The organism is Paenibacillus sp. 1781tsa1, from assembly GCF_024159265.1.
In the GTDB taxonomy this organism is placed as follows: Bacteria; Bacillota; Bacilli; order Paenibacillales; family Paenibacillaceae; genus Paenibacillus.
In genome coordinates this window covers 6,024,397-6,046,186 of the sequence record NZ_JAMYWY010000001.1, presented here as the reverse complement: position 1 = coordinate 6,046,186, position 21,790 = coordinate 6,024,397, and the positions used below count along the sequence as shown (strand labels likewise).

Sequence of the window (21,790 nt, the reverse complement as noted above, 5' to 3'; positions counted from 1 at the left end):
AAACATGTCTGGACACATGAACGACACACGGAATAGGTATGTTATCATCAGAAATCTAAAAAGGAGAGTCGGCCATGATCAGAACAGTGCTTCTGGTGGAAGATGAAAGCCGCATTCGTGAGATCGTGGCCGATTATTTCATAAAAGAACAATGGAACGTTATTGAAGCAGAACATGGAGTACAGGCATTGGAATTGCTGGCTCTGCATGAGGTGGATCTGGTCATTCTGGATGTTTTGATGCCTGAAATGGATGGATGGACGTTATGTGGGCATATTCGCTCCCAATCCACCGTACCTATTATCATGTTGACTGCACGGTCCGAGGATGACGATAAAATTCATGGCTTTCAGCTGGGTGTTGATGATTACGTCACGAAGCCGTTTAGTCCACGTGTGCTGGTTGCACGTGCAGAGACATTAATGAAACGTGTTGAAGGCGCGTTGGGACGAGAGCAGGGTGTGATTCGTTTCGGACAGGTAACCCTTGATCCATGGGCTCGGCGGCTGGAGAAGGACGGAATTGAAGTCGAGCTTGCGCCAAAGGAATATGACCTGTTGCTTTATTTGGTTCGAAATGCAGGCATTGTGTTGTCCCGGGATGCCATTTTGAATCGGATCTGGGGATTTGATTTTGAAGGAGACTCACGTGTTGTGGATACTCATATCAAGAAGCTGCGAAGTAAATTGGGTGATGAAGCCAAGTGTATCCGAACGGTGATTGGTACCGGATATCGTTTTGAGGCAGAAGCATGAGAAGAAATGGCGTAACGATGAAGCTTTTCCTGGTCATGGCAGGATGTCTGGTTCTGCTATATGGGACGACGGTTTTTGCCCAGTTGGTCTGGTTTCCCGACTTCTATCAGCATCAGAAGGTCAGCAGTATGAAGAAAAAGCTGTCCAAGTTCGAACAGCAATACTCCAATGGCCATTGGAGTGATTTGCAGCTAGCCAAGGAGACTGGTAAGTTCATGCGTCAGAATCAGTCACATCTGGTCATTCTGACGAATACCGGAAGATTGGTTAATGACCCGTTCCATATTACGTTGTTACAGCAGGATGGGAGTCACGTGAAGGTGTCCTTGTCCTTGTTCATCAATAGTGAGAATGCTGGCTGGATTACATCTCATCTGAAATATGGGCAGGAACTGACGGTGAAAGGCCCGGCCAGCGGGTCCATGGTTTATCCATTCAAAATCCAGGATGCCACTTCTGCCGCATGGGGAACAGAAAGCTTTCAGGAATCAATTGAACCGGTAAAGGAATGGTCAGGCGTACTGACCGAGGTAGTTCTTCCCAATCTGGCAACGTGGAGTCAGAGGCAGGGACTGCTGGTGCAAGCACTGGATAGCCGGTTCCCTTTGTCCACCGAAGACCAACTGGCCTTGGCGAATGGCAAAATGCTCAATGAAGAATGGATGGATAGCTGGAGTGGTGTTCGCAATGTGATTACTATTGCTCCAGTGCATCGTTCCGGACCTGAGCAGCAACTGATTTTCTCGCTCACCTCTCTACAGGAGATGAGGGAAGCGAATGAGGCAACACGTTTGTTCTATGCATATTTTGGCATTGGGGCATTTATATTGATTCTGTTGCTGGCGTTGCTCCTGTCCCGAATTGTAACGAAGCCGCTCTTGGCCTTGAACCATGTTGCCAAAAAAATGTCTACGCTGGATTTCACGGTGAAATCACCCATCCGGCGTAATGATGAAATCGGCAGTCTGTCGAACAGCCTTAATGCTTTATCGGGAACCTTGGGTCAGACACTGGAAGAGCTGAGGCAGGCCAACACACAGATGCGTACGGATATGGAAATGAAGCAGCAGATTGAACAGCGTCAGCGCAAGTTTTTTGCCGATGCATCACATGAACTTAAGACACCCATCAGCATCATTAAGGGATATTCCGAAGGGCTGAAGGACGGCGTGAGTGAGAGCAAGCGGGAGCGCTACATTGAGATCATTGCCGATGAGGCGATCAAAATGGAAACGATGGTTGAAGAGATGCTGGATCTGGTGCGACTGGAATCCTCAGCGATTCAATTGAATACCGATGCTGTGGCGCTGGCTGACATGATTGAAGATATCGCCGGCCGTCTGGGTCCGCAACTGAAGGACAAAGGATTGGATGTGGTGCTTGTATCCACAACAGAGCAGACGGTTGAGGGTGACCGCAGCAAGCTGGAGCAAGTTATTTTCAATATCATGATGAATGCTATACGTCACGCGATACCACATACCGATATAACTATTGAGATTAGCAGGCGTGAAGGTTTTGTCCATATTTCCATTGAGAACAAGGGCGAGCAGATCGCTGAAGCTGAGCGTCAGTATATATGGGAGAGGTTCTATCGGGTAGAGCGCTCACGTAATCGCAAAATGGGGGGAACCGGGCTCGGTCTGGCCATTGCGAAGCAGATCCTTGATCTGCACGGGTGCAATTATGGAGTGGAGAATACACCGGATGGAGTCCGTTTTTATATTATTTTTCCTAAAGCCTAGTACGAAAGGGAGTCAACTCTTATGAAGTCTTTACCATCGATTTTAACCTTGGGGAATCTGAGTTCAGGCATGCTGGCAGTCATTATGGCTATTCATGGTGAATTTGCCCTGGCTGTAATGATGATATGGGTAGCGATGTTCTTTGATCTGTTTGATGGTTATGCAGCCCGCAAATTACATTGTGAGGGTGAGTTCGGGAAAGCCCTGGACTCGCTCGCGGATGTAGTTTCATTCGGAACAGCCCCTGTGCTGATTCTGTACCTGAACTCCATGAATGAAGTGAGTGTGCTGGGGATGGCACTGACCGCATTGTTTCCGGTTTGCGGTGCATTGCGCCTGGCTCGTTATAACTGTCAGAAGACAGCAAGCAGCGGTTTTGTCGGGATGCCGATTACATTTGCCGGTGGTCTGATGTCCTTTTTCGCGCTCTGGAGTCCTTATTTCACACATGGTGTAGCTTATCTTGTCATTATTGTATTATCCGGTCTCATGGTGAGCCAAATCCGATTCCCGTCTCTAAAACAAGTGCTAGCCTCACATGAGAAGGATATTGTGGAACCGAAATAAGGAGCGAGTCAGTATGGAATTTGCAAAAGAATTTATTGGTCAATATGGTTATTTCGCAATATACGGACTACTGGCTCTTGGCGTTATTGGCATGCCGATTCCGGATGAGGTGATGATGACGTTTGTCGGTTATCTCGCCTCCATCTCGGTATTGAATTACTCCGTATCCATCGCCGTCAGTTTCGGTGGCGCATTTACCGGAGGGCTGCTCAGCTACATGATTGGCAAGAAGGCAGGCAGGCCGCTGTTCGATAAGTATGGCAAGTGGATTGGCGTGAATGCCAAACGATTTAGCAGGGTGGAGTCGTGGTTTCTGAAATATGGATATTGGTCAATCATCCTCGGTTACTTTATTCCGGGCATTCGACATCTGATGTGCTGTTTCTCAGGGATGAGCCGCATGGCAATTGGCAGATACGTAGTTGTATCAGGTATTGGTGCATTCGTTTGGTGTGTTGTCTTTATCTCGATTGGTTTTTATGTTGGTGTGTTAACTTAAATGGGACAGCCTGTTGTAACAACGGGCAAAGATGGAAGACCTCTTGAGTGTAAGGTGGTCTTTTTTTGTTTTCTGTGTAGGATGGGAGGCCTCTTCTAAGTAATTTAATCGACTTCAAGTAACTTTCTCTTGGAACTGTAGACTAGCCCATAAGCTATTCGAAGCAAATCCAAGCTCAGAACTAATCCAGCTATTTCTCTAAAGTAATTCTTCGTATAATCCTCCGTATAACTCTTCGTATAACAGTTTGTGTAAATCGCAAAGTAATTCCATGTAACTCTCCATGTAAATCTCCATGTAAATCTCCGTGTGAATTTCAATGTAACTCTCCATGTAACTCGTTAGTAAAGTAAGGATCTGACACCCCAACCCCAGAAACTCTAGTGGTTCCCAGTGAGCTTTAAGAATCGTGTAGTAACTCCGAGCGTTTCAGAACGTTTCAAAGCCATATCCAAAATGCTAACGAACTCAGACGGGCTTATTATGGAGATATGAGGCATGTTGGAATTCTAAGGAATCTCAGAAGCTTTATTTCACAGAAAAGTCTGGAAAAGTGCCCAGATTTACTCCATATCATCACAATAAGGTGTCCTGAGTTCGTTAAAAAATGGACATGTACCATATAGGCGAAATAGAGTGTCTCATGTTCGTAAGATATAGGTTCGATATCGTTGAGTGCCACTAGCGACATGTAATACCTCTTGATCAATCAGGCTGTGAAGAACTCTTCGAGCATGCTGATCTGTAATTCGCAGATGCGTAGCAAGTTCCGACGGGGCAAAAGGACGGATGATACGTATGGCATAACGTACAGTCTCGGCTTCAAGCCAATTTAAGACTGGAGGAACGTCTGTGGCCATGAATTTACCCATATAAGACAGCACGAGCTGTTGGCACCGTTTCGGTTCGTCTTTAATGGAAAGATACGCGATCGGCAGAAAAATCCAATCATCAAGCGTTAGCAGACAATGCCGCCAGCATAAATCTTTAAAACGCCGTACATCCAGGTCACGAGCATGTGGCCCGTATCCTTGGATTTCAATACCTCCCTTAACGCCATTACCTGGCATGTATGCAAGATCCAGATACCGATAGCCGTTATGAAAGTCACGTACCTCCCATTCGGGTTGCAAATGATTTAAATTTTTCATCACCGGAAACCAAACTGAACGCAAAAATTCCAATGTGCCATGTTCAAGTCCATTTTCAATTCGGGAACGCACTCGTGGGTTCGTTTCCTTCTCCAAAAGAGAGTGCATCCAAACTTCGTAAGCCTCATCAAAATCAATGCTCATCGTCTTTCATCTCCTCTAAAAATAAAATAATTAAACCGAACGTGAATAATACTTCAAGTCATCATGTGAAAATACAAAAAGCCGCTCTGACTATCTCCAACCTTCATGTCGAAGGGGAAGAATAGATCAAAGCGGCGTGTGCTTCACGACCCGTATATTGCATTTCTAAATCAAGTATAGCTTTAAATACGGAATGATTTCAATACCTTTCAACTAGACCGTATCTCAACCCTTAGTCTGAAAGCCAAAACGAGACTGAGCGTATTCGGATCTGGTAATGGGTAAGTGCTACACATTTTTGAATGTGTGACAACGCGCCCTTCACGTGCGAGTAAGCGATGTAGACGCTGTAAAAGTAGATTATTCTCCCACTCAAGGCAGTTTACATTTAATTAAGCTCTTCGTACCGCCGGTATGCGTCGTCCCTCACTCAGGCTTGGAAAAAAAGCGTAGAGCGGCAATAAGAGCTAAGGAATCTGAGACGTCTTATTCAGGGATTTGATGCACTAATAGAAATATAAGGAACCTGAGAAACGCTATATCGGAATGTACAGCCATTTTCAGCGTTTGCATATGCAAATTTGGGAAATAAGGTGTCTGATGTTTCTTAAATTGAAAAGGAAAGCCAGAAGGCCAAATAAGACGTCCTGGGTTCCTTAGAAGAATGATCAATCTTAAGGCCGAGCCAGCCTGGATTTCAGAATTTATTTTGGCACCCTGATGCTTCAAGACCGTGTTGGTGTGTGACTTGGCTGCTTGGTGTACGAAAAGTGCAGCATATCATCAGTACATAGTTCACCTGACTTATAAGACACTCCTAGTAATTCTAGGGACACAACTGATGTCTAGGAATCATAACGCTACAACTGGAATCTTTAAGTTAGTTTTGACGTTGGCATGTCCTTACCCGTTTAAATGTGATTCCTCAATTCCTCTTTCCACTCGCTTTTCCCCTTTTTTGCGTGCAAAGGTGATTTTGAGGAGTGGCGGAGTAACCAGTGTAGTAACAATAACCATGATCACAACGCTGGTAAAGTACTCCGAATCAAGCAATCCGGAAGCAAGTCCCGTTGAAGCGATAATCAGGGCAACTTCCCCTCTGGAGATCATGCCTGCCCCAATAGCCAGCGAAGAGGAACGGTTGAATCCCGTCAGTCGTGCACCGGCTCCTCCACCGATAAGTTTGGTTACAATAGCGATGATACTGATAACGACAATGAACCAAATTTGTGAACCGACACCATCAAAGGTGACATTTAAGCCGATACTGACAAAGAACACCGGAACAAAAATTCCGTAGGCGATCGGTTCCAGTTTGGTCTCGACTTCATGTTTGAAGTTGGTTTGGGAGATGGCGATCCCAGCGGCAAATGCACCAATGATTCCGGCAACACCCATCCACTCTGCAAAGTAGGAGAATCCAAAACAAATAATCAGTCCCGCAGTAATGACGGTCTCGGTTACTTTTAATGGTGCCATCCACTTCATGATGCGTGGAACAATGAACCAGCTGGCAGCGATAATAATAATAAAGAATAACAGCTTCTTGCCAATTAGCAGAGAAATTGAAGTGTCTCCTCCACCTGTACCCAGCAAGCTCATCATAACAGCAAGAATGACAACGACCAGAACATCATCGACGACAGCTGCACCAAGGATGGTTGTACCCTCACGAGAGCTGAGTTGATCCATGTCTTTGAGTGTCTGAACGGAAATGCTGACGGACGTGGCACAGAATAAAAGTCCAAAGAACAGTGCATGTGTCTGTGACATACCGAACGCCAAGGCTGAACTGTATCCCCCAATAAAAGGTAAAATAATACCACCCACAGCAACGGCAAAGGCTGCTTTCCAGTTTTTCTTCAATTGCTCCAGATCTGTTTCAAGTCCGGCAATAAACATTAGCAGCAGTACCCCGATTTCAGCCATATAATGGACGAAGTCACTTTGTTGAACCCAACCAAGCATCGCAGGTCCGAGAATAACACCGACAATCAGTTTCCCTAAAACGGATGGCTGACCAAGCCGTACAGATAAATCTCCGGCCAATTTAGTGAAAATCAGGATAAGTGCAAGAACCAAAATAAATTCCATAGATGTACTCCTCTCCAGCAGTAGCGTCAATAGGTTAACCTGTCCAAGGGTGAAACATGCCCAACTCTGGGTTGAAACAATAAAAAAGCATGGAACCACTCCGAAAAGTGCCATCCATGCTTGAAAAAAAACAAAGAGGGGCCCTTGGTGACAGGCTCCTCCATTTTGAACGCGTATGTGATTAATTGCGTTAATTATACCACAAATGAAGGATTCGGTAAATGGGAACCAGATTGGATTTGATTGAAAATGGCCGCAAAGGGGCATTTTATAGGGGAGTGCTAAGGTTTTTGTTCAGAGTGTTGTCACTTAACAGCCCGGAATTGCCGAGATATAATGATATAGAACATAGAAGTTAGGATATGAGGAGGATTTTGCATTGGGCAAAAATAACAAAGGGGAACCGAACATTCCATCCCCGACGAGCAATAAAAATTTCGCAGGCATCATTATTACGATTTCCATTCTTGCTAATGTCATTATTTTATTATTGTTCTTCGCACCGTCCATTGGTTACAAAGGTGATGTAACCTTTGATATTACGGTGTTGCCACGGTTTAATGCCGTGTTTAACAGCTTTACCTTCATCTTCCTGCTTGCAGCGCTTATTGCTATTATCAAGCGGAATGTGAAGCTGCACAAACGATTTATTCTTGCTGCATTTTCAACAACACTGTTATTCCTCGTGACCTATCTGACGTTTCATTACCTCTCACCAGAGACGTCCAAATACGGCGGCGAAGGCATCATTCGTTCCATCTATTTCTTCATTCTGATTACCCATAGTATACTGGCAGCCCTCATTGTTCCATTGGCGTTGTTCACACTTGTGTGGGGTTGGACGAATCAATTAAAGAAACACCGCAAAATTGCACGTTGGACTATGCCAATCTGGCTGTATGTAAGTTCTACAGGTGTTGTAGTATACCTGATGATGGCACCATATTATTAATGTGATGAACGTTTCACTGTGCTAATTAGTTTGACTTGCGGGTAATGTTTCCATGGAAGGAGGGTTCAAGTCTATGTACAGAGTTGTTTTGATTCGCCATGGACAGAGCATGTGGAATGTAGAGAATCGTTTTACCGGTTGGACAGATGTCGATCTGACCACGGATGGTTATGGAGAAGCTCGTAAAGCAGGGAAGATCATGAAGGAACAGGGGTTTGATTTTGATTGTGCCTATGCATCTGTGCTGAAACGTTCCATTCGAACACTCGATATTGCGCTGGATGAGATGGACCTCATGTGGATTCCCATTACGAAGACTTGGAAGCTGAATGAACGCCATTATGGTGCGCTGCAAGGACTGAATAAACAGCAGACTGCTCTGAAGTATGGGGAAGACCAAGTAAAGGAATGGAGACGCTCCGTTAACGTATCTCCCCCGGCATTGGACGAAACCGATGACCGATATGTGCAGGATCTGGACAAGTACAAGCGGCTCGGATGTACTATCCCGTTTACGGAGAACCTGATGGATACATCGAAACGTGTACTGGAGTACTGGAATGCGGAGATTAAACCGATGGTGTCTGCTGGCAAAAGAGTGCTGATCTCTGCGCATGGTAACACGCTCCGTTCACTCGTCATGCATCTGGACCAATTGTCCGAAGCAGACGTGATGGCGCTCAATATCCCGACAGGCATTCCGCTTGTCTACGAATTGGATGAAGATCTGCATCCCATCGGACACTTTTATCTGACCGCCGATGGTTCTACCTACAAACATGAAGAAATGACCCATGTGGCAACGCCGTCCGATTAATGAGACATGGATATATGCTTGATTGTACGAAAGCTTGTTTGATTTATCTCGTTCGGTTGATGTTTCAACTGGACGAGTACGAGTGAAAGATGACCGCTGAATTTTAATTCGGAGGTCATCTTTTTTTGTTCGAACAAGCCTGCACTTCGTTTCGTTTTGCTCCCAAAGGGTAATTGTCAAACAAGACACGATGTACATTTATCCTGAAGGAGGAGAAGCACATGTCTAAAAGAAGAGGAATACTCATGACGGCTATCGGCGCAGGTGTAACTTATCTGATGAGGAACAAACAAGCAAGAGATAAGCTGTTTAGCACGGTCTCGGGTATGATGAAAAGCTCCAATTCGTCCAATGGATCAAGTAAAGCCAGACCACGTGTGGAAGTGAAATAGATTTCGATCGTTCGTGTATCGATCGATTGAATTAAAATGATGATCATGAGAAACCTGGAGATGAAGTCGTTCCAGGTTTTTTTGTGCAATCCGAAAGCAAACCCTTGCTTTCATGTGTAATGCGATTTTTGCCAGCAAGAATGATACAATGGATACTTGCAGAACGTATGGAGGGAGATGCACATATGAAGAAAAATCGTCTGGGTACATCCGAACTGATGGTGTCTGAGATTGGGCTGGGATGTATGTCACTTGGAACCGAAATGGAACCCGCTATGGGCCTGATTCATGAGGCTCTGGATCATGGGGTCAATCTGTTGGATACAGCCGATCTGTACGACGCAGGGCGTAATGAAGAAATTGTGGGACAAGCTATTAAGGGGCGGCGAGACCAAGTCATTGTGGCGACCAAAGTAGGTAATCGTCGTATGCCCGGCAAAGAGGGCTGGTCATGGGACCCGTCTAAAGCCTACATTAAGCAGGCTGTACATGAAAGTTTGAAGCGGTTGCAGACCGATTACATTGATCTGTATCAGCTTCATGGCGGGACCTTGGACGACCCCATCGAAGAGACGATCGAAGCGTTTGAGGAACTGAAGAAGGAAGGACTTATCCGATATTACGGAATTTCCTCCATTCGTCCTAATGTGATTCGGGAGTATGTAAAGAGGGCATCCATCGTCAGTGTGATGAACCAGTACAGTGTTGCTGACCGCAGAGCGGAAGAAGAAGTGCTGCCTTTATTGGAACAAAAGGGAATCAGTGTAATTGCCCGTGGGCCCGTAGCCAGCGGTGTGCTCGCTGATTCCGGATCTGCCAAGGCAGAAAAAGGTTATCTGGACTATACGCCAGAGCAACTATATACCATTCGGCAAGGGTTAAGTCGTCTTGTTACGGACCAACGCAGCATGGCTCAGACGGCTATTCGTTATGCGTTATCCCATCCTGCGGTAGCAGCAGTTGTCCCTGGTGCCAGTTCGAAAGACCAGTTGCTGCACAATATTGCCGCTTCGAATTCGCCTGCACTCACCACTGCAGAAATTCAGGAAATACGAGAACTTAGTCCCGCTAATCTGTACAAACAGCATCGGTAACGCCATTAAGCCTATTTTCAATTGTAACTATACAAGGTACAATGAAGATCAACCATTAAAGGAACATATAAGGGAGAGAAGACATATGGAAAGAATTCAAAGTGAACAGCAATATCTGGATACAATCAACTCTGATGGTTTTACCGTCATTAAATTTGATACAACATGGTGTCCGGACTGCAAAAACCTGGATCGTTTTATCGGGGATGTTATCGACCAACATACGGACAAAACCTTCTATGCCCTGGATGCAGAAAAGTTCCAGCCGTTTGCTGAAGAGAATGGTGTACGCGGTATTCCAAGCCTGCTCGTCTTCCAGAACGGCAAGAAAATCGCACATCTGCACAGCAAATGGGCTAAAACACCTGCTCAAATCTCCGAGTATCTGGAGACGCTTGAATCCAAAGTTTAAGCGTATGAAGGCATAGCAGTTTGTTTAATTAACTTAGCTAAGGAGACCTCTTCTTGTCCTGCGACAGGAAGGGGTTTTTTCTGCTTCATTCTAGCACGCATGATGTGCATTTAAATGTGCATTCGAATAACTGAAGTTGAGAAACAATGCTTGTTTAGAATTTGTTCAGTGCTCCCAAGTATACTGTGAGAACAAACTGAATATCTGGAGTGAACAAGATACGTATGAAGAATGAAATTTTTGAGGAAATGCACCAATTAAGCCACAAAGATGAACGAAGATACCGATTGTTGATGATCGGAGTCAAGCAATTGCTGCAGGAACAAAAGGAGAATAGATATAATCTGCGTGAAAGATTAAAATATCGGAAGAAACACCGGAGCATTCAAGTGAAAGAGTGGTCCTAGCCCAGACTGTTTTTGAAGAAGTGAACATGAATCTGAATTTCCATGATACATAGTAAATCTAGACGGCATTACGAATGATCTAACACAACAAAAAAGGAAGTCATGAAGAGCAAAACTTCTTCTAATTACAGATATTCCTGTCTTTAAGCAGCCAAAAGAATCATAAACCAAAAGAATCATGAAGCTACATAAGCATAGCAAAGAACATAAAAAATGGCGGCCTCGCTTCCCAAGGGAACGTGAGGCCGCCATTGATTTTGCCTGTCTAATTACTTGATTGTAATGATTACATCAAAATAATAAAGAACACGGCTGCCAAAACGAAGCGATACACAGCAAAGACGGTCAGGCTCAATTTTTTCAAAATGGACAGGAACGTCTTGATCGCTAGCATGGCGACGATGAAAGCTGCGATGAATCCAATCGCAAAGATTGGGAAATCACTGCCGTTCAGGTGATCGATACTTTTGTACAGGTCATATCCCGTAGCACCAATCATAATTGGCACAGACACGAGGAATGTGAACTCCGCAGCGGCTACACGGCTTACCCCTGCAAAGAGACCGCCTGAGATCGTTGACCCGGAACGGGAGAAGCCTGGCCACAATGCCAAGATCTGAAATATACCCACCGCGAATGCCTGTTTGTAGGAAATATCATCGACATCATGGGTAGTAATTCGTTCACTCTTACGGCTCCAGCGTTCGGCCACGATCATCAATATACCACCTATAACGAGGCTGTACAGCACTGTCTCCGGACCAAACAAATGTGCTTTGATCCAGTCGCGGAATACAAGTCCGATGACTACGGCAGGAACCATCGCCAGGAAGATATGTCCCAGATTGAGGCGGCGGGAGTAAGGTCTGCTACCTCCAGTGAAGCGGAACATATCAATGAATTTGTTCCAGTACAGTACAACAACAGCAAGTACAGCTCCGAGTTGAACAACCACCTCAAACGTTTTGACTGACTCGTTGTCCTCCGATAAACCCAGCAAGTGGGCAGTCAGAATCATGTGTCCAGTGGAGGACACGGGCAAAAACTCAGTCAAACCTTCGATGATGCCCATAATAATGGATGATATAATGTCCAATTCTCTTCCTCCTTGAAATGCAGGTGACAGCACAGGCTGTCCTGCTTGACCATGCCTGTTCATTTGAACAAGGCTATCACCTATTATGATCACAAATGCACTCAACTTCAACTTATGCTTGTAATCATTTGTTTAAAACTATATTGACAAAAACCTAGTTATCCCATAGGATATACATTAACTGACTGACTCATCAATCGGGAGGGTTACAGGAATGACCAAAATCAACGGTTTGGAACCCCGTGAAGAACGGCGGGACCAAATAATACGCATAGCGATGGAGCGGTTTGCAACCCAAGGTTACCATCAGACGAAAATTTCTGATATTGTCCGTGAGGCTGGTGTGGCGCAAGGGACGTTTTACTGGCATTTCAAAAGCAAAGAAGCCATTGCTTCGGAAATTATATTAACGGGCAAGGAGGAATTGCTTGAGGCGATTGGGCAAGGATACCGCAAGGATGCCGGATCGGTAGAAGATATGGTGAAAGCATCGGAGAGGCTGTTTACAGACTTGTTCTCTTTCGCCGCACAGAATCGTTATTTTATGGAACTGTTGCTTAAAGGCATCGTGACCGAAGAATCCGTACAACGTCTGGTCGAGGAGACACGTAATGCCGTCGAGACTGCGTTCCGTCACAATATGGAACGTGCCATCGAACTCGGCATGTTGCCCCAAGGCATGGATGTACCGCTGCGAGCAGCGCTGTTGGTAAGCATGATTGAAGGCATGATATCGCGCTGGTTGTTCGGTTCGGATGAGTTGCACAGCAAGTTCTCCGCCATGACAGCTTCATCGCTGGCAGCTGAGGCAGCAAGCTTTGAATTTTACGGACTATTGGGTACATAAGCAATGTGCAAAGTCCGCAGCTTTATTTTTCAAACGAGAGACCAGAGATTCACATGATTAAACAAATAGCAGGGAATAATGGGTACAACTGCTGTTTAGTCACAATAAAGTAACCAAATGTACACCCAGATCAATACACGAATGAGAGGAAGTTAACGTAATGAACAAAACATATGGATCGAAAACTCGTAAAGGCTGGTCTTTGACAGCTATTCTGCTGATGACCGTGCTGGTACTTAGTGCATGTGGAAGTAAGGCGACAGACAATGGAAGCACGAATGGTGCACAGGCAAGCAATGAACTGGAGCAGATCAAGTCTGCTGGCGTGATCAAAGTGGGCATGATGGGCACATACGCACCATACAACTTCCTGAACGATAAGAAAGAAATGGACGGCTACGATGCCGATATCGCACGTGAGGTTGCGAAGCGTCTTGGGGTTAAGGTTGAATTCGTATCCCAGGAGTTCTCCGGTCTGACACCAAGTCTGCAGGCGAAGAAGCTGGATGCCATTATCAGCCAGATGACCATTACCGATGATCGTAAGAAAGTTCTCGATTTCAGTGATCCGTATATTACGAACCAAGTCAAAATCATTGTGAAAAGTGACAATAACGATATTACCAAGCTGGAAGATTTTAAAGGAAAAACGATTGGTGTAGGTCTGGGTACAAATGATGAGACGTATCTGCGTAATGAAGTATTGCCGAAAGTGGGAGACTTCACCATTAAGACGTATGACGATGTCATCTCTTCACTTAAAGACCTGAATGCTGGACGAATTGATGCCACAATTAACAACATGTATGCACTGAAACCAATTGTGGATGCCAATGGATTAAGTATCAAAGCCGTAGGTGAACCGATTAAGAGTGACCAAGCAGGTATTGCTGTTCGCAAAGACAATCCGGAACTCGTAGCAGCACTGAATGATGCGCTCAAAGGCATGAAAGATGATGGCACGTACAACACCATCTTCAAAAAATGGTTTGGTGAAGAGCCTGCGCAATAATGAACTGGCAAGGCGAAGGGGAGATTTAACCCATGGAACTGGTATTTGAGAATATCCCCTTCTTTTTGAAGGGGGCTTACTATACGTTATACGTAACTGTGATCTCGATGTTTTTTGCATTCATCATCGGATTACTTGTTGCTATTGCTCGTCTAAAGGGGCCAATGTGGCTTAGGTTGATTGCAAGGTTTTATGTATCCATCATGCGGGGAACTCCGCTGCTGGTGCAATTATTCGTCATTTATTACGGATTGGTCGATTATGGAGTGACCTTGGGATCACTTACGGCTGCCTGTCTGGGACTTAGTCTGAATGCAGGTGCGTTTCTGTCAGAGACGTTCCGTGGAGCGATTCAGGCTGTACCAAAAGGGCAGATGGAAGCCGCATATGCAACTGGAATGACCCCGGCTCAAGCGATGAGACGCATTATCTTCCCGCAGGCCGTACGTATTGCCATCCCGCCGATGGGTAACACCTTCATTGGTATGTTGAAGGAAACATCACTTGTGGCGGCAATCGGTGTTACCGAGTTGTTGCGTTCAGCACAATTGCTGGTATCACAATATGCGGTGAATATGCCGTTTTACCTGGCTATTGGTGTGATCTACTGGATTATGAGTATCGGCTTCTCGGCCATTCTGGAACAAGTGGAGCGCCGGTTAGCCCGCGCTTACTGATGGGAGGAGAGAACCGATGATTACAACAGCTGGACTTACCAAACGTTTTGGACAAAATGAAGTGCTCACGAACATCGATCTGCATGTTGATGCCAAAGATATTGTTGTATTGCTCGGACCGAGTGGTTCAGGCAAAAGTACCTTGCTGCGCTGCCTGAATGGACTGGAAGAACTTTCTGGAGGACAGATTGAAGTGAACGGTGTTGTGGTCAACAGTGCTGATTCGCTGCGAGTACAGCGTGCCCGGGTCTTGGAGATTCGCCGCCAGACCGGCATGGTATTCCAACAGTTCAATCTGTATCCGCACAAGACGGTGCTGGGCAATGTGATGGAAGGTCTTGTGACGGTGAAAAAAATCAAGCGTGACGAAGCGGCCGAACGCGGCCGGATCCTTCTGGATCGCGTGGGCCTGTCGGACAAGCAGGATGCATATCCATCCCGATTGTCCGGTGGACAACAGCAGCGGGTCGCCATTGCACGTGCACTCGCAATGGAGCCGGAAGTGATGCTGTTTGATGAACCGACTTCTGCCCTTGATCCCGAACTTGTCGGAGAGGTGCTTTCCGTCATGAAGGAACTGGCTGAGGAAGGCATGACGATGCTGGTCGTGACGCATGAATTGAAGTTTGCCCGTAATGTGGCGAACAAAATCGTCTTTATGGCGGATGGATCGATCGTGGAAGAAGCAAGTCCACAAGCTTTTTTTGAACATCCTACGCAAGAACGCACCCGCCGGTTCTTGCAGCAAATTACTGAATTCTAATTACATTACTACAATTTATACTGATTGATACGATCGATTATAGCGATAAGCTGCTGAGTGAAGGGGACGGAATCGATTCTGAAGAAGCGTAGCGCTCGCCTTTGTCTCCGAATATTGTCCTTTGTGAATATAAATTAAAAATATTTGGAGACAACAGCGATCGGAAGAACGAGCCGTACCCGGAACGGAGTTCTGCAAATCGTAAACTATTGTGAGAAAGAAGGATAACATCATGAATGTAACAACCGTATGGAAAGGCAAACGCGCGTTTACTTCCGAAGGACCGTCTGGCTACGCGGTTGGCATGGATGCCACTGCTGCTTATGGTGGTGACAGCAAGGGTGCGACCCCGATGGAATTGTTACTGGCTGGTCTCGGCGGCTGTATGGGAATCGATATTACAATGATTCTGGACGCTTTCCTGGACAAAATTGAGTCGATTGAGATTGAAGCGCAGGGTACACGCAGCGAAGAGATGCCTAAAGGCTTCACATCCATTGATCTGATCTTCAAAGTCGATGGCGATATCCCGGATTATCGCATCTGGAAAGCGATCCAGATGGCAGAAGAGAAATATTGTGCAGTCTCCGCTTCGCTGAACGCCGATATTCATCCGAAGCTGATCCTGAACGGGGTAAGCACACCTCGTCCTTAACAGCACGCGCACAAATTTTATACTGAGCAGGCACTTCCAATCGTGGGAGTGCCTTTTTTGCTTTTTTACCCCTCAACAGTTCGTAGGTAGTCAGGCTGAATGTTGAACAAGGTTCCAGATGCCCATGAATTCCGTGATAGCCTGATCGATCGTTGCAAATGGAACGCCGTCGCGGGCTTGTGTAGAGATGCCTTGCATAAAGGTATCAAATACGGTGGTTAGCATGGCTACATTCGTAGAAGCAGGAATTTCACCGACATCCACAGCACGCTGGATGCAATCTTGCAGGCGGTTACGAGTTAGCTTTCTTTTCTCAGCCGCAATGTCACGGATATGATTGTTTCTGGAAGAACATGTGCTAGCTGACAGCACAATTAAACAGCCAGATGGATGTGTGCTGTCTGTTTGCATTTCTGCGGTACTTCTTAATGTTGTTTCAATCGCTTCTCTTGGTGACAGCGTGAGATCCGAGAAACTTTCCGTCACACGTCCAAACGTTCCCATATATCGTTCTACCACTTCTTTATACAGCGCTTCTTTGGATTCAAAGGCTGCATAGAAGCTGGCTGCTGAAATATCCCCCATGGCTGCTCGAAGCTGAAGTAATGAAGTGGCCTCGAAACCTTGCTCCCAAAAGAGCATCATCGCTTGTAATAGAGCTTCATCCCGATCAAAAATGCGTGGACGTCCCGTTCTTGCCATAAGAGATCCCCCCTTTTTATCTTAATTATATACTAATCGATCCAAAAGTCATTGACAAGGTGAGACAGTCTGAATAATATAAGGATTGATCGATCCATAATTCGATTGCTTGTTCTACATTACCTTAAAAGGAGCTGCACAGATGTCGGATATATCTTCTCATCGTTTTCCGTGGTTGGGGTTGCTGGCCCTGGCTATGGCGGGTTTCATAGCCATTATGACCGAAACACTTCCTGCGGGTTTGCTGCCGCAAATTAAAGAAGGGTTGCAGATCTCTGAGGCAGGGGCGGGGCAGCTTGTCACCTTTTATGCTGTTGGGTCGCTGGTTGCTGCCATACCTGTGGCGGTGCTGACAAAGGGCTGGCGTCGTCGTCCGCTTTTACTTCTGTCTATTATCGGTTTTCTTGTCTTCAACACCATTACTGCCCTCTCGTCAAACTACGTGTTGACACTTTTCGCTCGTTTCTTGGCCGGTGTTGCAGCTGGTGTCTCCTGGGGCCTAATTGGTGGTTATGCATTACGTATGGTACCTGAGCATCTCAAGGGAAGGGGCATGGCTGTGGCTATGATTGGCACGCCGATTGCCTTATCATTTGGTGTTCCGGCAGGTACGCTGCTTGGTTCATTTATGGGTTGGCGCTCGGTGTTCTGGCTGATGTCATTGCTGGCGTTTATACTGATTTTCTGGGTGCTCTGGAAAGTACCCGACTACTTGGGGCAGTCAGCAGATAAGCGTATCTCTGTCATGCAAGTCCTGTTCACCCCCGGTGTAATTCCCATTTTAAATGTCGTTTTGGCCTGGATGTTGGCTCATAATATTTTATACACGTATATTGCTCCTTTTCTCGCCGATGTCGGTTTGGAATCCAAGGTTGGACTCATTTTACTTGTATTTGGTCTGATGGCATTGGTGGGCATCTGGATTACCGGTATTTTCATTGATCGGTGGTTGCGTATGCTGGTTCTCATGAGTCTTGCGGGCTTTGCTTTGATTTCCCTTGTATTAGGTCTTTGGAGTGAGCATGTTGTTGTCGTCTTCGGTTCTGTTGCGCTGTGGGGTCTGACATTTGGAGGTGCGGCGACCCTGTTGCAGACCGGACTTGCTCAAGCTACGGGCGAACAAGGTGTGGATCTCGTCATGCCGATGAATACAACCGTTTGGAATCTGGCTATTGCCCTTGGGGGAATGGCGGGAGGTGTTCTTCTGAATCAATGGGGAGCTGCGTCATTTAACTGGGCCATCTTGGCTTTAACATTGGTGGCTTTAATTGTTGCATGGCGTGCCAAAAGATATGGATTTCGCCCATCTAGGAGTCACTAAACTTCTGTCAGCATTAATGATTCGGTAAGCCCGGTCGCCATGTTAATGGCGGCTTCTTTTGTTAGAGGTTATGCAATGAAATCCGAATTCTGGCGGTTATGTGGTATGATTAATTCAGAGGACAGAACATCCTGATCCTGCTCTTTATATGTAAGCGCTTATACAGATGACGGAAGGTGCAGACATGTTTAAAAGGCTAATACGAACCACCAATAATCTCAAATTAAAGCATAAATTGCTCATTTCCTATGTACTTGTTGTCATGATTCCGGTATTAATTGTTGGTCTTGCTGTGACCAGCTATTTTCGCCAGCAAGCTCTGGACAATGCGATAGGGCAGACGATCATCAATGTGGACAAGATCAAGAGCCAGACGGCGACTATGCTGCGTGTACCCACGGATATATCCAATCTTTTAATGTTTAATGCGGATCTCAAGGAGATCGTGAATAAACGGTACAAGAGTGTTGTCGAGCTAACCTCGGCTTATCTTGCATACAAAGATTTTCAGGAGTACAGGCGTTTGTACCGTGAGATAGCCGGCATTCGTTTTTACTCAACTAACCCAACATTGATCAACAACCTCGAATTCATCCCAGTAGACAAGCAGACGGAAGAGAGCTACTGGTACCAACAGGCATTGAAAACAACCAGCATCGGGTGGTTCTACATTCCGGACAAGGAAGATAATCCTGTACACAAGCTCAGCTTAGTGCGCAAAGTACCTTTTGCCGAATATCGGACCGAGGGCGTATTGATGATTGTGATCAATCAGGATGAGCTGAATGGATTGCTCCGTCAGGAACAGTTCGAGACGATGATTACGGACGAGCAGGGTTATGTGGTTGCAGCCAAGAATACCGAACTGGTAGGGAAAACGCTGGACGAGCTTGATTTTGGCGTTGATCTGCAGAATCAGGCCAAAGGCACCATTGAAGCTGATTTTCGCGGTGAGCCTTCCAATATTGTGATTGATGAGTTGGGCCCTGGGTCGAGTATGAACAGCCTGAAGGTTATTTCAGTTTTTGCCACCAAAAATATAGTCAAGGATGCCAACAGAGTCAGCATGATCGGTATGATTTTCATTATCCTTGTGCTCGTTATTGCCTTATTATTCGTATATATCATCTCGTTCCTCACTTCGAACCGATTGCTCCGGCTGAGTAAACACCTCAACAAGCTGGCATTAGGTGACCTGAACGTGACTTCGCGGATTGATGGAAACGATGAGATTGGACAATTGTCGCGCCAGTTCAACTATATGGTGAAAAGTATCAATGAACTCATGACACAGGTGGTAGAAGCGACAGAACAGAACAATCAATTGGAAATCGCCCAAAAAGAGATTAAACTGAAAATGATGGCGAGCCAGATCAATCCACATTTCTTGTTTAATGCACTAGAGTCCATTCGGATGAAAGCGCATATTAAGGGTGAAGCAGAGATTGCCAACATCGTCAGGTTGCTGGGCAAGCTGATGCGCAAGAGTCTTGAGATTGGCAGTGGGAAAACAACATTCCGGGCTGAACTAGAAATGGTACGTTCCTATTTGGAAATTCAGAAATTCCGTTACGGCGATCGCCTTGCATTCCAGATCGATATCGATCCCGAGGTGGAGAAGATGTACATTCCGCCTTTAATTATTCAACCTTTGGTTGAGAATGCGATTGTCCATGGTCTGGAGAACAAAGAGGGTACAGTCCGTGTTCATATAAGTATTCGTTTAGTAGAGAACATTGTGCAGATCCGTGTGGATGATAATGGTGCAGGCATAACGGCAGAACGACTGGCTGAGGTGATGCAGTTTATCTGTGGACCAGAGGAACAGGAGAAGAGCCGGATCGGCATGCGTAATGTACATCAACGCTTAACATTGACGTACGGGGAGCCATATGGATTGCAGATTAAGAGTGTATATGGGGAAGGAACAGAGGTTTCTTTCACTTTGCCAGCAGGAGGGGACCAACATGTATAAAGTGTTTTTGGTGGATGACGAACCGAGCATACGTGAGGGACTGACAACCATTATCGATTGGGAAAAATACGGATTCCAGGTCATCGCTACAGCTGCCAGCGGGCGTGAGGCCATCTCCCGGTTTGAGGAATTGGAGCCTGATCTGACGATTATTGATATTCGCATGCCCGGTATGACCGGGCTGGATGTGATTGAAGAAGTTCGCCGGAATCATCCAGATTCGCACTTTTTAATATTGAGCGGTTATGCCGATTTTGATTATGCCAAGAAAGCCATCAGTTTTGGTGTGGACGGTTATCTGCTCAAACCGGTGGATGAAGATGAGATGATTAGTGAACTGGAGCGGATTGCTACGATCCTGACCCGTGAACGGGAGACAATGGCACGTCAAGCTGGTGAAGATACTGTCTATCTGGAGCACCAGATTGAGGCTTTGCTCTTTGACAGTTTGGAAGGTGCGGGCAGCATGGAAGAAGATAGCCTGGGGCTGCACTGGCCTCACTATCAGATTATTCTGCTTGAGATGCATGCGGCCCCCGACCTGCAACGGGGAAGTGTCATGAAACGCAAACTGATTGAAGCATTTGACCAGAAAGACCGAGGTATCGTATTTTCGTTCCATTCCGGTCTGGGGTTGTTAAGCAAGGAAACTATCACATCCGAGTCATCCGCAAGAACTCTTTATGATGAGCTGCAAGGACTTCTGGGAGAATGGGAGGTTCACATGTACGGTGCTGCAGGTGAACCTGTACATTCCACTTCTGAAATTGCGCGGTCATACACGCAGGCGAATCGTATACTCGGTGAACGCTTCTTGTTCACGGAGAAACGCATCATGCTGTGGACTGAAGGTAGCGAAGGCGAAGACGTTTGTAAGCCAGGAGTTGAAGCTGTGGACGGAGCACATGAGCCCGTTGAGGACGAACTCGCGGACAAGCTGTATTATGCGTTAGACATCCGTAGCAGCGAGTCAGTTATGCGGGTACTGGGTGAGATGGAAGAGCGCTTGGTCCCCTATCACCGAACAGAGCAAGCCATCAAAACGGCCTTCTCACAGGTGTTCTCCCTAGCGTTCAACAAGCTTGCAGCCACGAATCAACATATGCACTCCATTATGCAGGAACATTCGGTTTTGATTAATGAAGTCTATCATCAATTTACGATGTCAGATCTCAAAATCATGGCAGCAGAACATTTTAATCGGCTTATTCAACGTATGGGTGGCGGAAGCAAAGATACTGTATTGAAACAGATGATTGAATTTATCCAACGTAACCCTGGCGAAAATCTCAAGCTGGAGGTACTTGCTGAAGTGTTTAACTATAACAGCAGTTACTTGGGTAAGTTGTTCAAGAATCATACTGGAGAGTATTTCAATGCATTTCTGGACAAGGTTCGTATGGAAAAGGCCAAGGAATTGCTGGACGAAGGACTAAAGGTCCATCAGGTCGCAGCGAGAGTGGGGTATGCGAATGTGGACTACTTCCACGGTAAGTTCAAGAAATATGTAGGGGAATCCCCTTCCGCTTACAAACAGGCCAGAACCCAATCTTCGTCCAAAGCATCGGCTGCTGATCTAAACGAGGAATGAGTACGAAGTGATGGGCCTTGCCCATGCTTATAAAATAAAACGTTTTCGACAAACTGACATGTTTCAGCTTCATCATATTGTCCATGCACTTCCCATGATAAGCAATGGTCACGGAGTGTACC

Annotated in this window: 22 protein-coding genes; 18 read left to right on the top strand and 4 right to left on the bottom strand. The window is 45.9% G+C overall.

From position 1 onward, the window contains the following. The first annotated feature begins 74 nt into the window (after positions 1–74). From NKT06_RS27230 to NKT06_RS27215, 4 genes are read left to right on the top strand one after another with little or no spacing between them, the layout of a single operon-like run. Positions 75–755, top strand: coding sequence for a response regulator transcription factor (locus tag NKT06_RS27230; RefSeq protein WP_253441017.1), 681 nt, complete (start codon positions 75–77; stop codon positions 753–755). Next, the gene (locus NKT06_RS27225) at positions 752–2,500 is read left to right on the top strand and encodes a sensor histidine kinase (protein WP_253441016.1); all 1,749 of its coding nucleotides are present in this window, start codon (positions 752–754) and stop codon (positions 2,498–2,500) included. The genes NKT06_RS27230 and NKT06_RS27225 overlap by 4 nt, the downstream gene beginning before the upstream one ends. 21 nt (positions 2,501–2,521) lie before the next feature. Beyond that, a complete protein-coding gene (pssA, locus tag NKT06_RS27220; RefSeq protein WP_253441014.1) occupies positions 2,522–3,067 on the top strand; it encodes a CDP-diacylglycerol--serine O-phosphatidyltransferase in 546 nt (181 codons plus the stop codon). A 13-nt stretch (positions 3,068–3,080) separates the two neighbouring features. Beyond that, positions 3,081–3,566, top strand: coding sequence for a DedA family protein (locus NKT06_RS27215; protein ID WP_091019228.1), 486 nt, complete (start codon positions 3,081–3,083; stop codon positions 3,564–3,566). A gap of 641 nt (positions 3,567–4,207) precedes the next feature. Here the strand turns inward: NKT06_RS27215 and NKT06_RS27210 are convergent. Together NKT06_RS27210 and NKT06_RS27205 are read right to left on the bottom strand one after the other, a co-directional pair. Continuing rightward, positions 4,208–4,861 carry a transcriptional regulator gene (locus NKT06_RS27210; RefSeq protein ID WP_253441012.1) on the bottom strand — a complete coding sequence of 218 codons (654 nt, stop codon included), beginning with the start codon at positions 4,859–4,861 and terminating at the stop codon, positions 4,208–4,210. A gap of 903 nt (positions 4,862–5,764) precedes the next feature. After that, positions 5,765–6,955, bottom strand: a complete 1,191-nt coding sequence (locus NKT06_RS27205) for a cation:proton antiporter (protein WP_253441010.1) — start codon at positions 6,953–6,955, stop codon at positions 5,765–5,767. Between the two features lie 379 nt (positions 6,956–7,334). Here NKT06_RS27205 and NKT06_RS27200 point away from each other — a divergent pair, with 379 nt between their 5' ends. The 6 genes from NKT06_RS27200 to NKT06_RS27175 all read left to right on the top strand — a co-directional run bounded on the left by NKT06_RS27200 (position 7,335) and on the right by NKT06_RS27175 (position 11,029). Then, positions 7,335–7,907, top strand: coding sequence for a DUF420 domain-containing protein (locus NKT06_RS27200; protein ID WP_017692198.1), 573 nt, complete (start codon positions 7,335–7,337; stop codon positions 7,905–7,907). A gap of 73 nt (positions 7,908–7,980) precedes the next feature. After that, positions 7,981–8,724, top strand: coding sequence for a 2,3-diphosphoglycerate-dependent phosphoglycerate mutase (gpmA, locus tag NKT06_RS27195; protein WP_253441007.1), 744 nt, complete (start codon positions 7,981–7,983; stop codon positions 8,722–8,724). A 221-nt stretch (positions 8,725–8,945) separates the two neighbouring features. Continuing rightward, a complete protein-coding gene (locus tag NKT06_RS27190; protein ID WP_179198621.1) occupies positions 8,946–9,116 on the top strand; it encodes a hypothetical protein in 171 nt (56 codons plus the stop codon). A 185-nt stretch (positions 9,117–9,301) separates the two neighbouring features. After that, positions 9,302–10,210, top strand: a complete 909-nt coding sequence (locus tag NKT06_RS27185; RefSeq protein ID WP_253441006.1) for an aldo/keto reductase — start codon at positions 9,302–9,304, stop codon at positions 10,208–10,210. Positions 10,211–10,295: 85 nt separating this feature from the next. Then, positions 10,296–10,622 carry a thioredoxin family protein gene (locus NKT06_RS27180; RefSeq protein WP_017692202.1) on the top strand — a complete coding sequence of 109 codons (327 nt, stop codon included), beginning with the start codon at positions 10,296–10,298 and terminating at the stop codon, positions 10,620–10,622. A 224-nt stretch (positions 10,623–10,846) separates the two neighbouring features. Next, complete coding sequence (locus NKT06_RS27175; RefSeq protein WP_253441005.1) at positions 10,847–11,029, top strand: hypothetical protein; 183 nt, start codon at positions 10,847–10,849, stop codon at positions 11,027–11,029. A gap of 286 nt (positions 11,030–11,315) precedes the next feature. Here NKT06_RS27175 and bacA read toward each other — a convergent pair whose 3' ends face one another. After that, on the bottom strand, positions 11,316–12,125 hold the full coding sequence (bacA, locus tag NKT06_RS27170; RefSeq protein WP_421894780.1) for an undecaprenyl-diphosphate phosphatase: 810 nt from the start codon (positions 12,123–12,125) through the stop codon (positions 11,316–11,318). Between the two features lie 214 nt (positions 12,126–12,339). On the opposite strand from bacA, the gene NKT06_RS27165 reads away from it, so the two are divergent. The 5 genes from NKT06_RS27165 to NKT06_RS27145 all read left to right on the top strand — a co-directional run bounded on the left by NKT06_RS27165 (position 12,340) and on the right by NKT06_RS27145 (position 16,079). Next, entirely contained in the window at positions 12,340–12,972 is a 633-nt protein-coding gene (locus tag NKT06_RS27165) for a TetR/AcrR family transcriptional regulator (protein ID WP_253441004.1), read from the top strand. Positions 12,973–13,132: 160 nt separating this feature from the next. After that, complete coding sequence (locus NKT06_RS27160; protein ID WP_253441003.1) at positions 13,133–13,984, top strand: substrate-binding periplasmic protein; 852 nt, start codon at positions 13,133–13,135, stop codon at positions 13,982–13,984. Between the two features lie 32 nt (positions 13,985–14,016). Then, the gene (locus NKT06_RS27155; protein WP_253441002.1) at positions 14,017–14,661 is read left to right on the top strand and encodes an amino acid ABC transporter permease; all 645 of its coding nucleotides are present in this window, start codon (positions 14,017–14,019) and stop codon (positions 14,659–14,661) included. Between the two features lie 16 nt (positions 14,662–14,677). Beyond that, positions 14,678–15,424 (top strand): amino acid ABC transporter ATP-binding protein, encoded by a 747-nt coding sequence (locus tag NKT06_RS27150; protein WP_253441001.1) that lies wholly within the window; start codon positions 14,678–14,680, stop codon positions 15,422–15,424. A gap of 232 nt (positions 15,425–15,656) precedes the next feature. Beyond that, positions 15,657–16,079 carry an OsmC family protein gene (locus NKT06_RS27145; RefSeq protein WP_017692209.1) on the top strand — a complete coding sequence of 141 codons (423 nt, stop codon included), beginning with the start codon at positions 15,657–15,659 and terminating at the stop codon, positions 16,077–16,079. Positions 16,080–16,169: 90 nt separating this feature from the next. On the opposite strand, the gene NKT06_RS27140 is transcribed toward NKT06_RS27145, so the two are convergent. Beyond that, entirely contained in the window at positions 16,170–16,781 is a 612-nt protein-coding gene (locus NKT06_RS27140) for a TetR/AcrR family transcriptional regulator (RefSeq protein ID WP_253441000.1), read from the bottom strand. A 142-nt stretch (positions 16,782–16,923) separates the two neighbouring features. Here NKT06_RS27140 and NKT06_RS27135 point away from each other — a divergent pair, with 142 nt between their 5' ends. The 3 genes from NKT06_RS27135 (at position 16,924) to NKT06_RS27125 (ending at position 21,668) form a co-directional block, all read left to right on the top strand. Next, a complete protein-coding gene (locus NKT06_RS27135; RefSeq protein ID WP_253442831.1) occupies positions 16,924–18,102 on the top strand; it encodes an MFS transporter in 1,179 nt (392 codons plus the stop codon). A 184-nt stretch (positions 18,103–18,286) separates the two neighbouring features. Next, positions 18,287–20,077: a sensor histidine kinase gene (locus NKT06_RS27130; protein WP_253440999.1), complete on the top strand. Its 1,791-nt coding sequence runs from the start codon at positions 18,287–18,289 to the stop codon at positions 20,075–20,077. After that, positions 20,070–21,668: a response regulator transcription factor gene (locus NKT06_RS27125; protein WP_253440997.1), complete on the top strand. Its 1,599-nt coding sequence runs from the start codon at positions 20,070–20,072 to the stop codon at positions 21,666–21,668. Before NKT06_RS27130 ends, NKT06_RS27125 begins: the two co-directional genes overlap by 8 nt. Positions 21,669–21,790 lie beyond the last annotated feature (122 nt).

What these genes read in the sequence shown, in the direction of transcription:
- NKT06_RS27230 (WP_253441017.1), top strand. Translation starts at nt 75, where the DNA reads ATGATCAGAACAGTGCTTCTGGTGGAAGATGAAAGCCGCATTCGTGAG.
- NKT06_RS27225 (WP_253441016.1), top strand. Translation starts at nt 752, where the DNA reads ATGAGAAGAAATGGCGTAACGATGAAGCTTTTCCTGGTCATGGCAGGA.
- pssA (WP_253441014.1), top strand. Translation starts at nt 2,522, where the DNA reads ATGAAGTCTTTACCATCGATTTTAACCTTGGGGAATCTGAGTTCAGGC.
- NKT06_RS27215 (WP_091019228.1), top strand. Translation starts at nt 3,081, where the DNA reads ATGGAATTTGCAAAAGAATTTATTGGTCAATATGGTTATTTCGCAATA.
- NKT06_RS27210 (WP_253441012.1), bottom strand. Translation starts at nt 4,861, where the DNA reads ATGAGCATTGATTTTGATGAGGCTTACGAAGTTTGGATGCACTCTCTT.
- NKT06_RS27205 (WP_253441010.1), bottom strand. Translation starts at nt 6,955, where the DNA reads ATGGAATTTATTTTGGTTCTTGCACTTATCCTGATTTTCACTAAATTG.
- gpmA (WP_253441007.1), top strand. Translation starts at nt 7,981, where the DNA reads ATGTACAGAGTTGTTTTGATTCGCCATGGACAGAGCATGTGGAATGTA.
- NKT06_RS27190 (WP_179198621.1), top strand. Translation starts at nt 8,946, where the DNA reads ATGTCTAAAAGAAGAGGAATACTCATGACGGCTATCGGCGCAGGTGTA.
- NKT06_RS27185 (WP_253441006.1), top strand. Translation starts at nt 9,302, where the DNA reads ATGAAGAAAAATCGTCTGGGTACATCCGAACTGATGGTGTCTGAGATT.
- NKT06_RS27180 (WP_017692202.1), top strand. Translation starts at nt 10,296, where the DNA reads ATGGAAAGAATTCAAAGTGAACAGCAATATCTGGATACAATCAACTCT.
- NKT06_RS27175 (WP_253441005.1), top strand. Translation starts at nt 10,847, where the DNA reads ATGAAGAATGAAATTTTTGAGGAAATGCACCAATTAAGCCACAAAGAT.
- NKT06_RS27165 (WP_253441004.1), top strand. Translation starts at nt 12,340, where the DNA reads ATGACCAAAATCAACGGTTTGGAACCCCGTGAAGAACGGCGGGACCAA.
- NKT06_RS27160 (WP_253441003.1), top strand. Translation starts at nt 13,133, where the DNA reads ATGAACAAAACATATGGATCGAAAACTCGTAAAGGCTGGTCTTTGACA.
- NKT06_RS27155 (WP_253441002.1), top strand. Translation starts at nt 14,017, where the DNA reads ATGGAACTGGTATTTGAGAATATCCCCTTCTTTTTGAAGGGGGCTTAC.
- NKT06_RS27150 (WP_253441001.1), top strand. Translation starts at nt 14,678, where the DNA reads ATGATTACAACAGCTGGACTTACCAAACGTTTTGGACAAAATGAAGTG.
- NKT06_RS27145 (WP_017692209.1), top strand. Translation starts at nt 15,657, where the DNA reads ATGAATGTAACAACCGTATGGAAAGGCAAACGCGCGTTTACTTCCGAA.
- NKT06_RS27140 (WP_253441000.1), bottom strand. Translation starts at nt 16,781, where the DNA reads ATGGCAAGAACGGGACGTCCACGCATTTTTGATCGGGATGAAGCTCTA.
- NKT06_RS27135 (WP_253442831.1), top strand. Translation starts at nt 16,924, where the DNA reads ATGTCGGATATATCTTCTCATCGTTTTCCGTGGTTGGGGTTGCTGGCC.
- NKT06_RS27130 (WP_253440999.1), top strand. Translation starts at nt 18,287, where the DNA reads ATGTTTAAAAGGCTAATACGAACCACCAATAATCTCAAATTAAAGCAT.
- NKT06_RS27125 (WP_253440997.1), top strand. Translation starts at nt 20,070, where the DNA reads ATGTATAAAGTGTTTTTGGTGGATGACGAACCGAGCATACGTGAGGGA.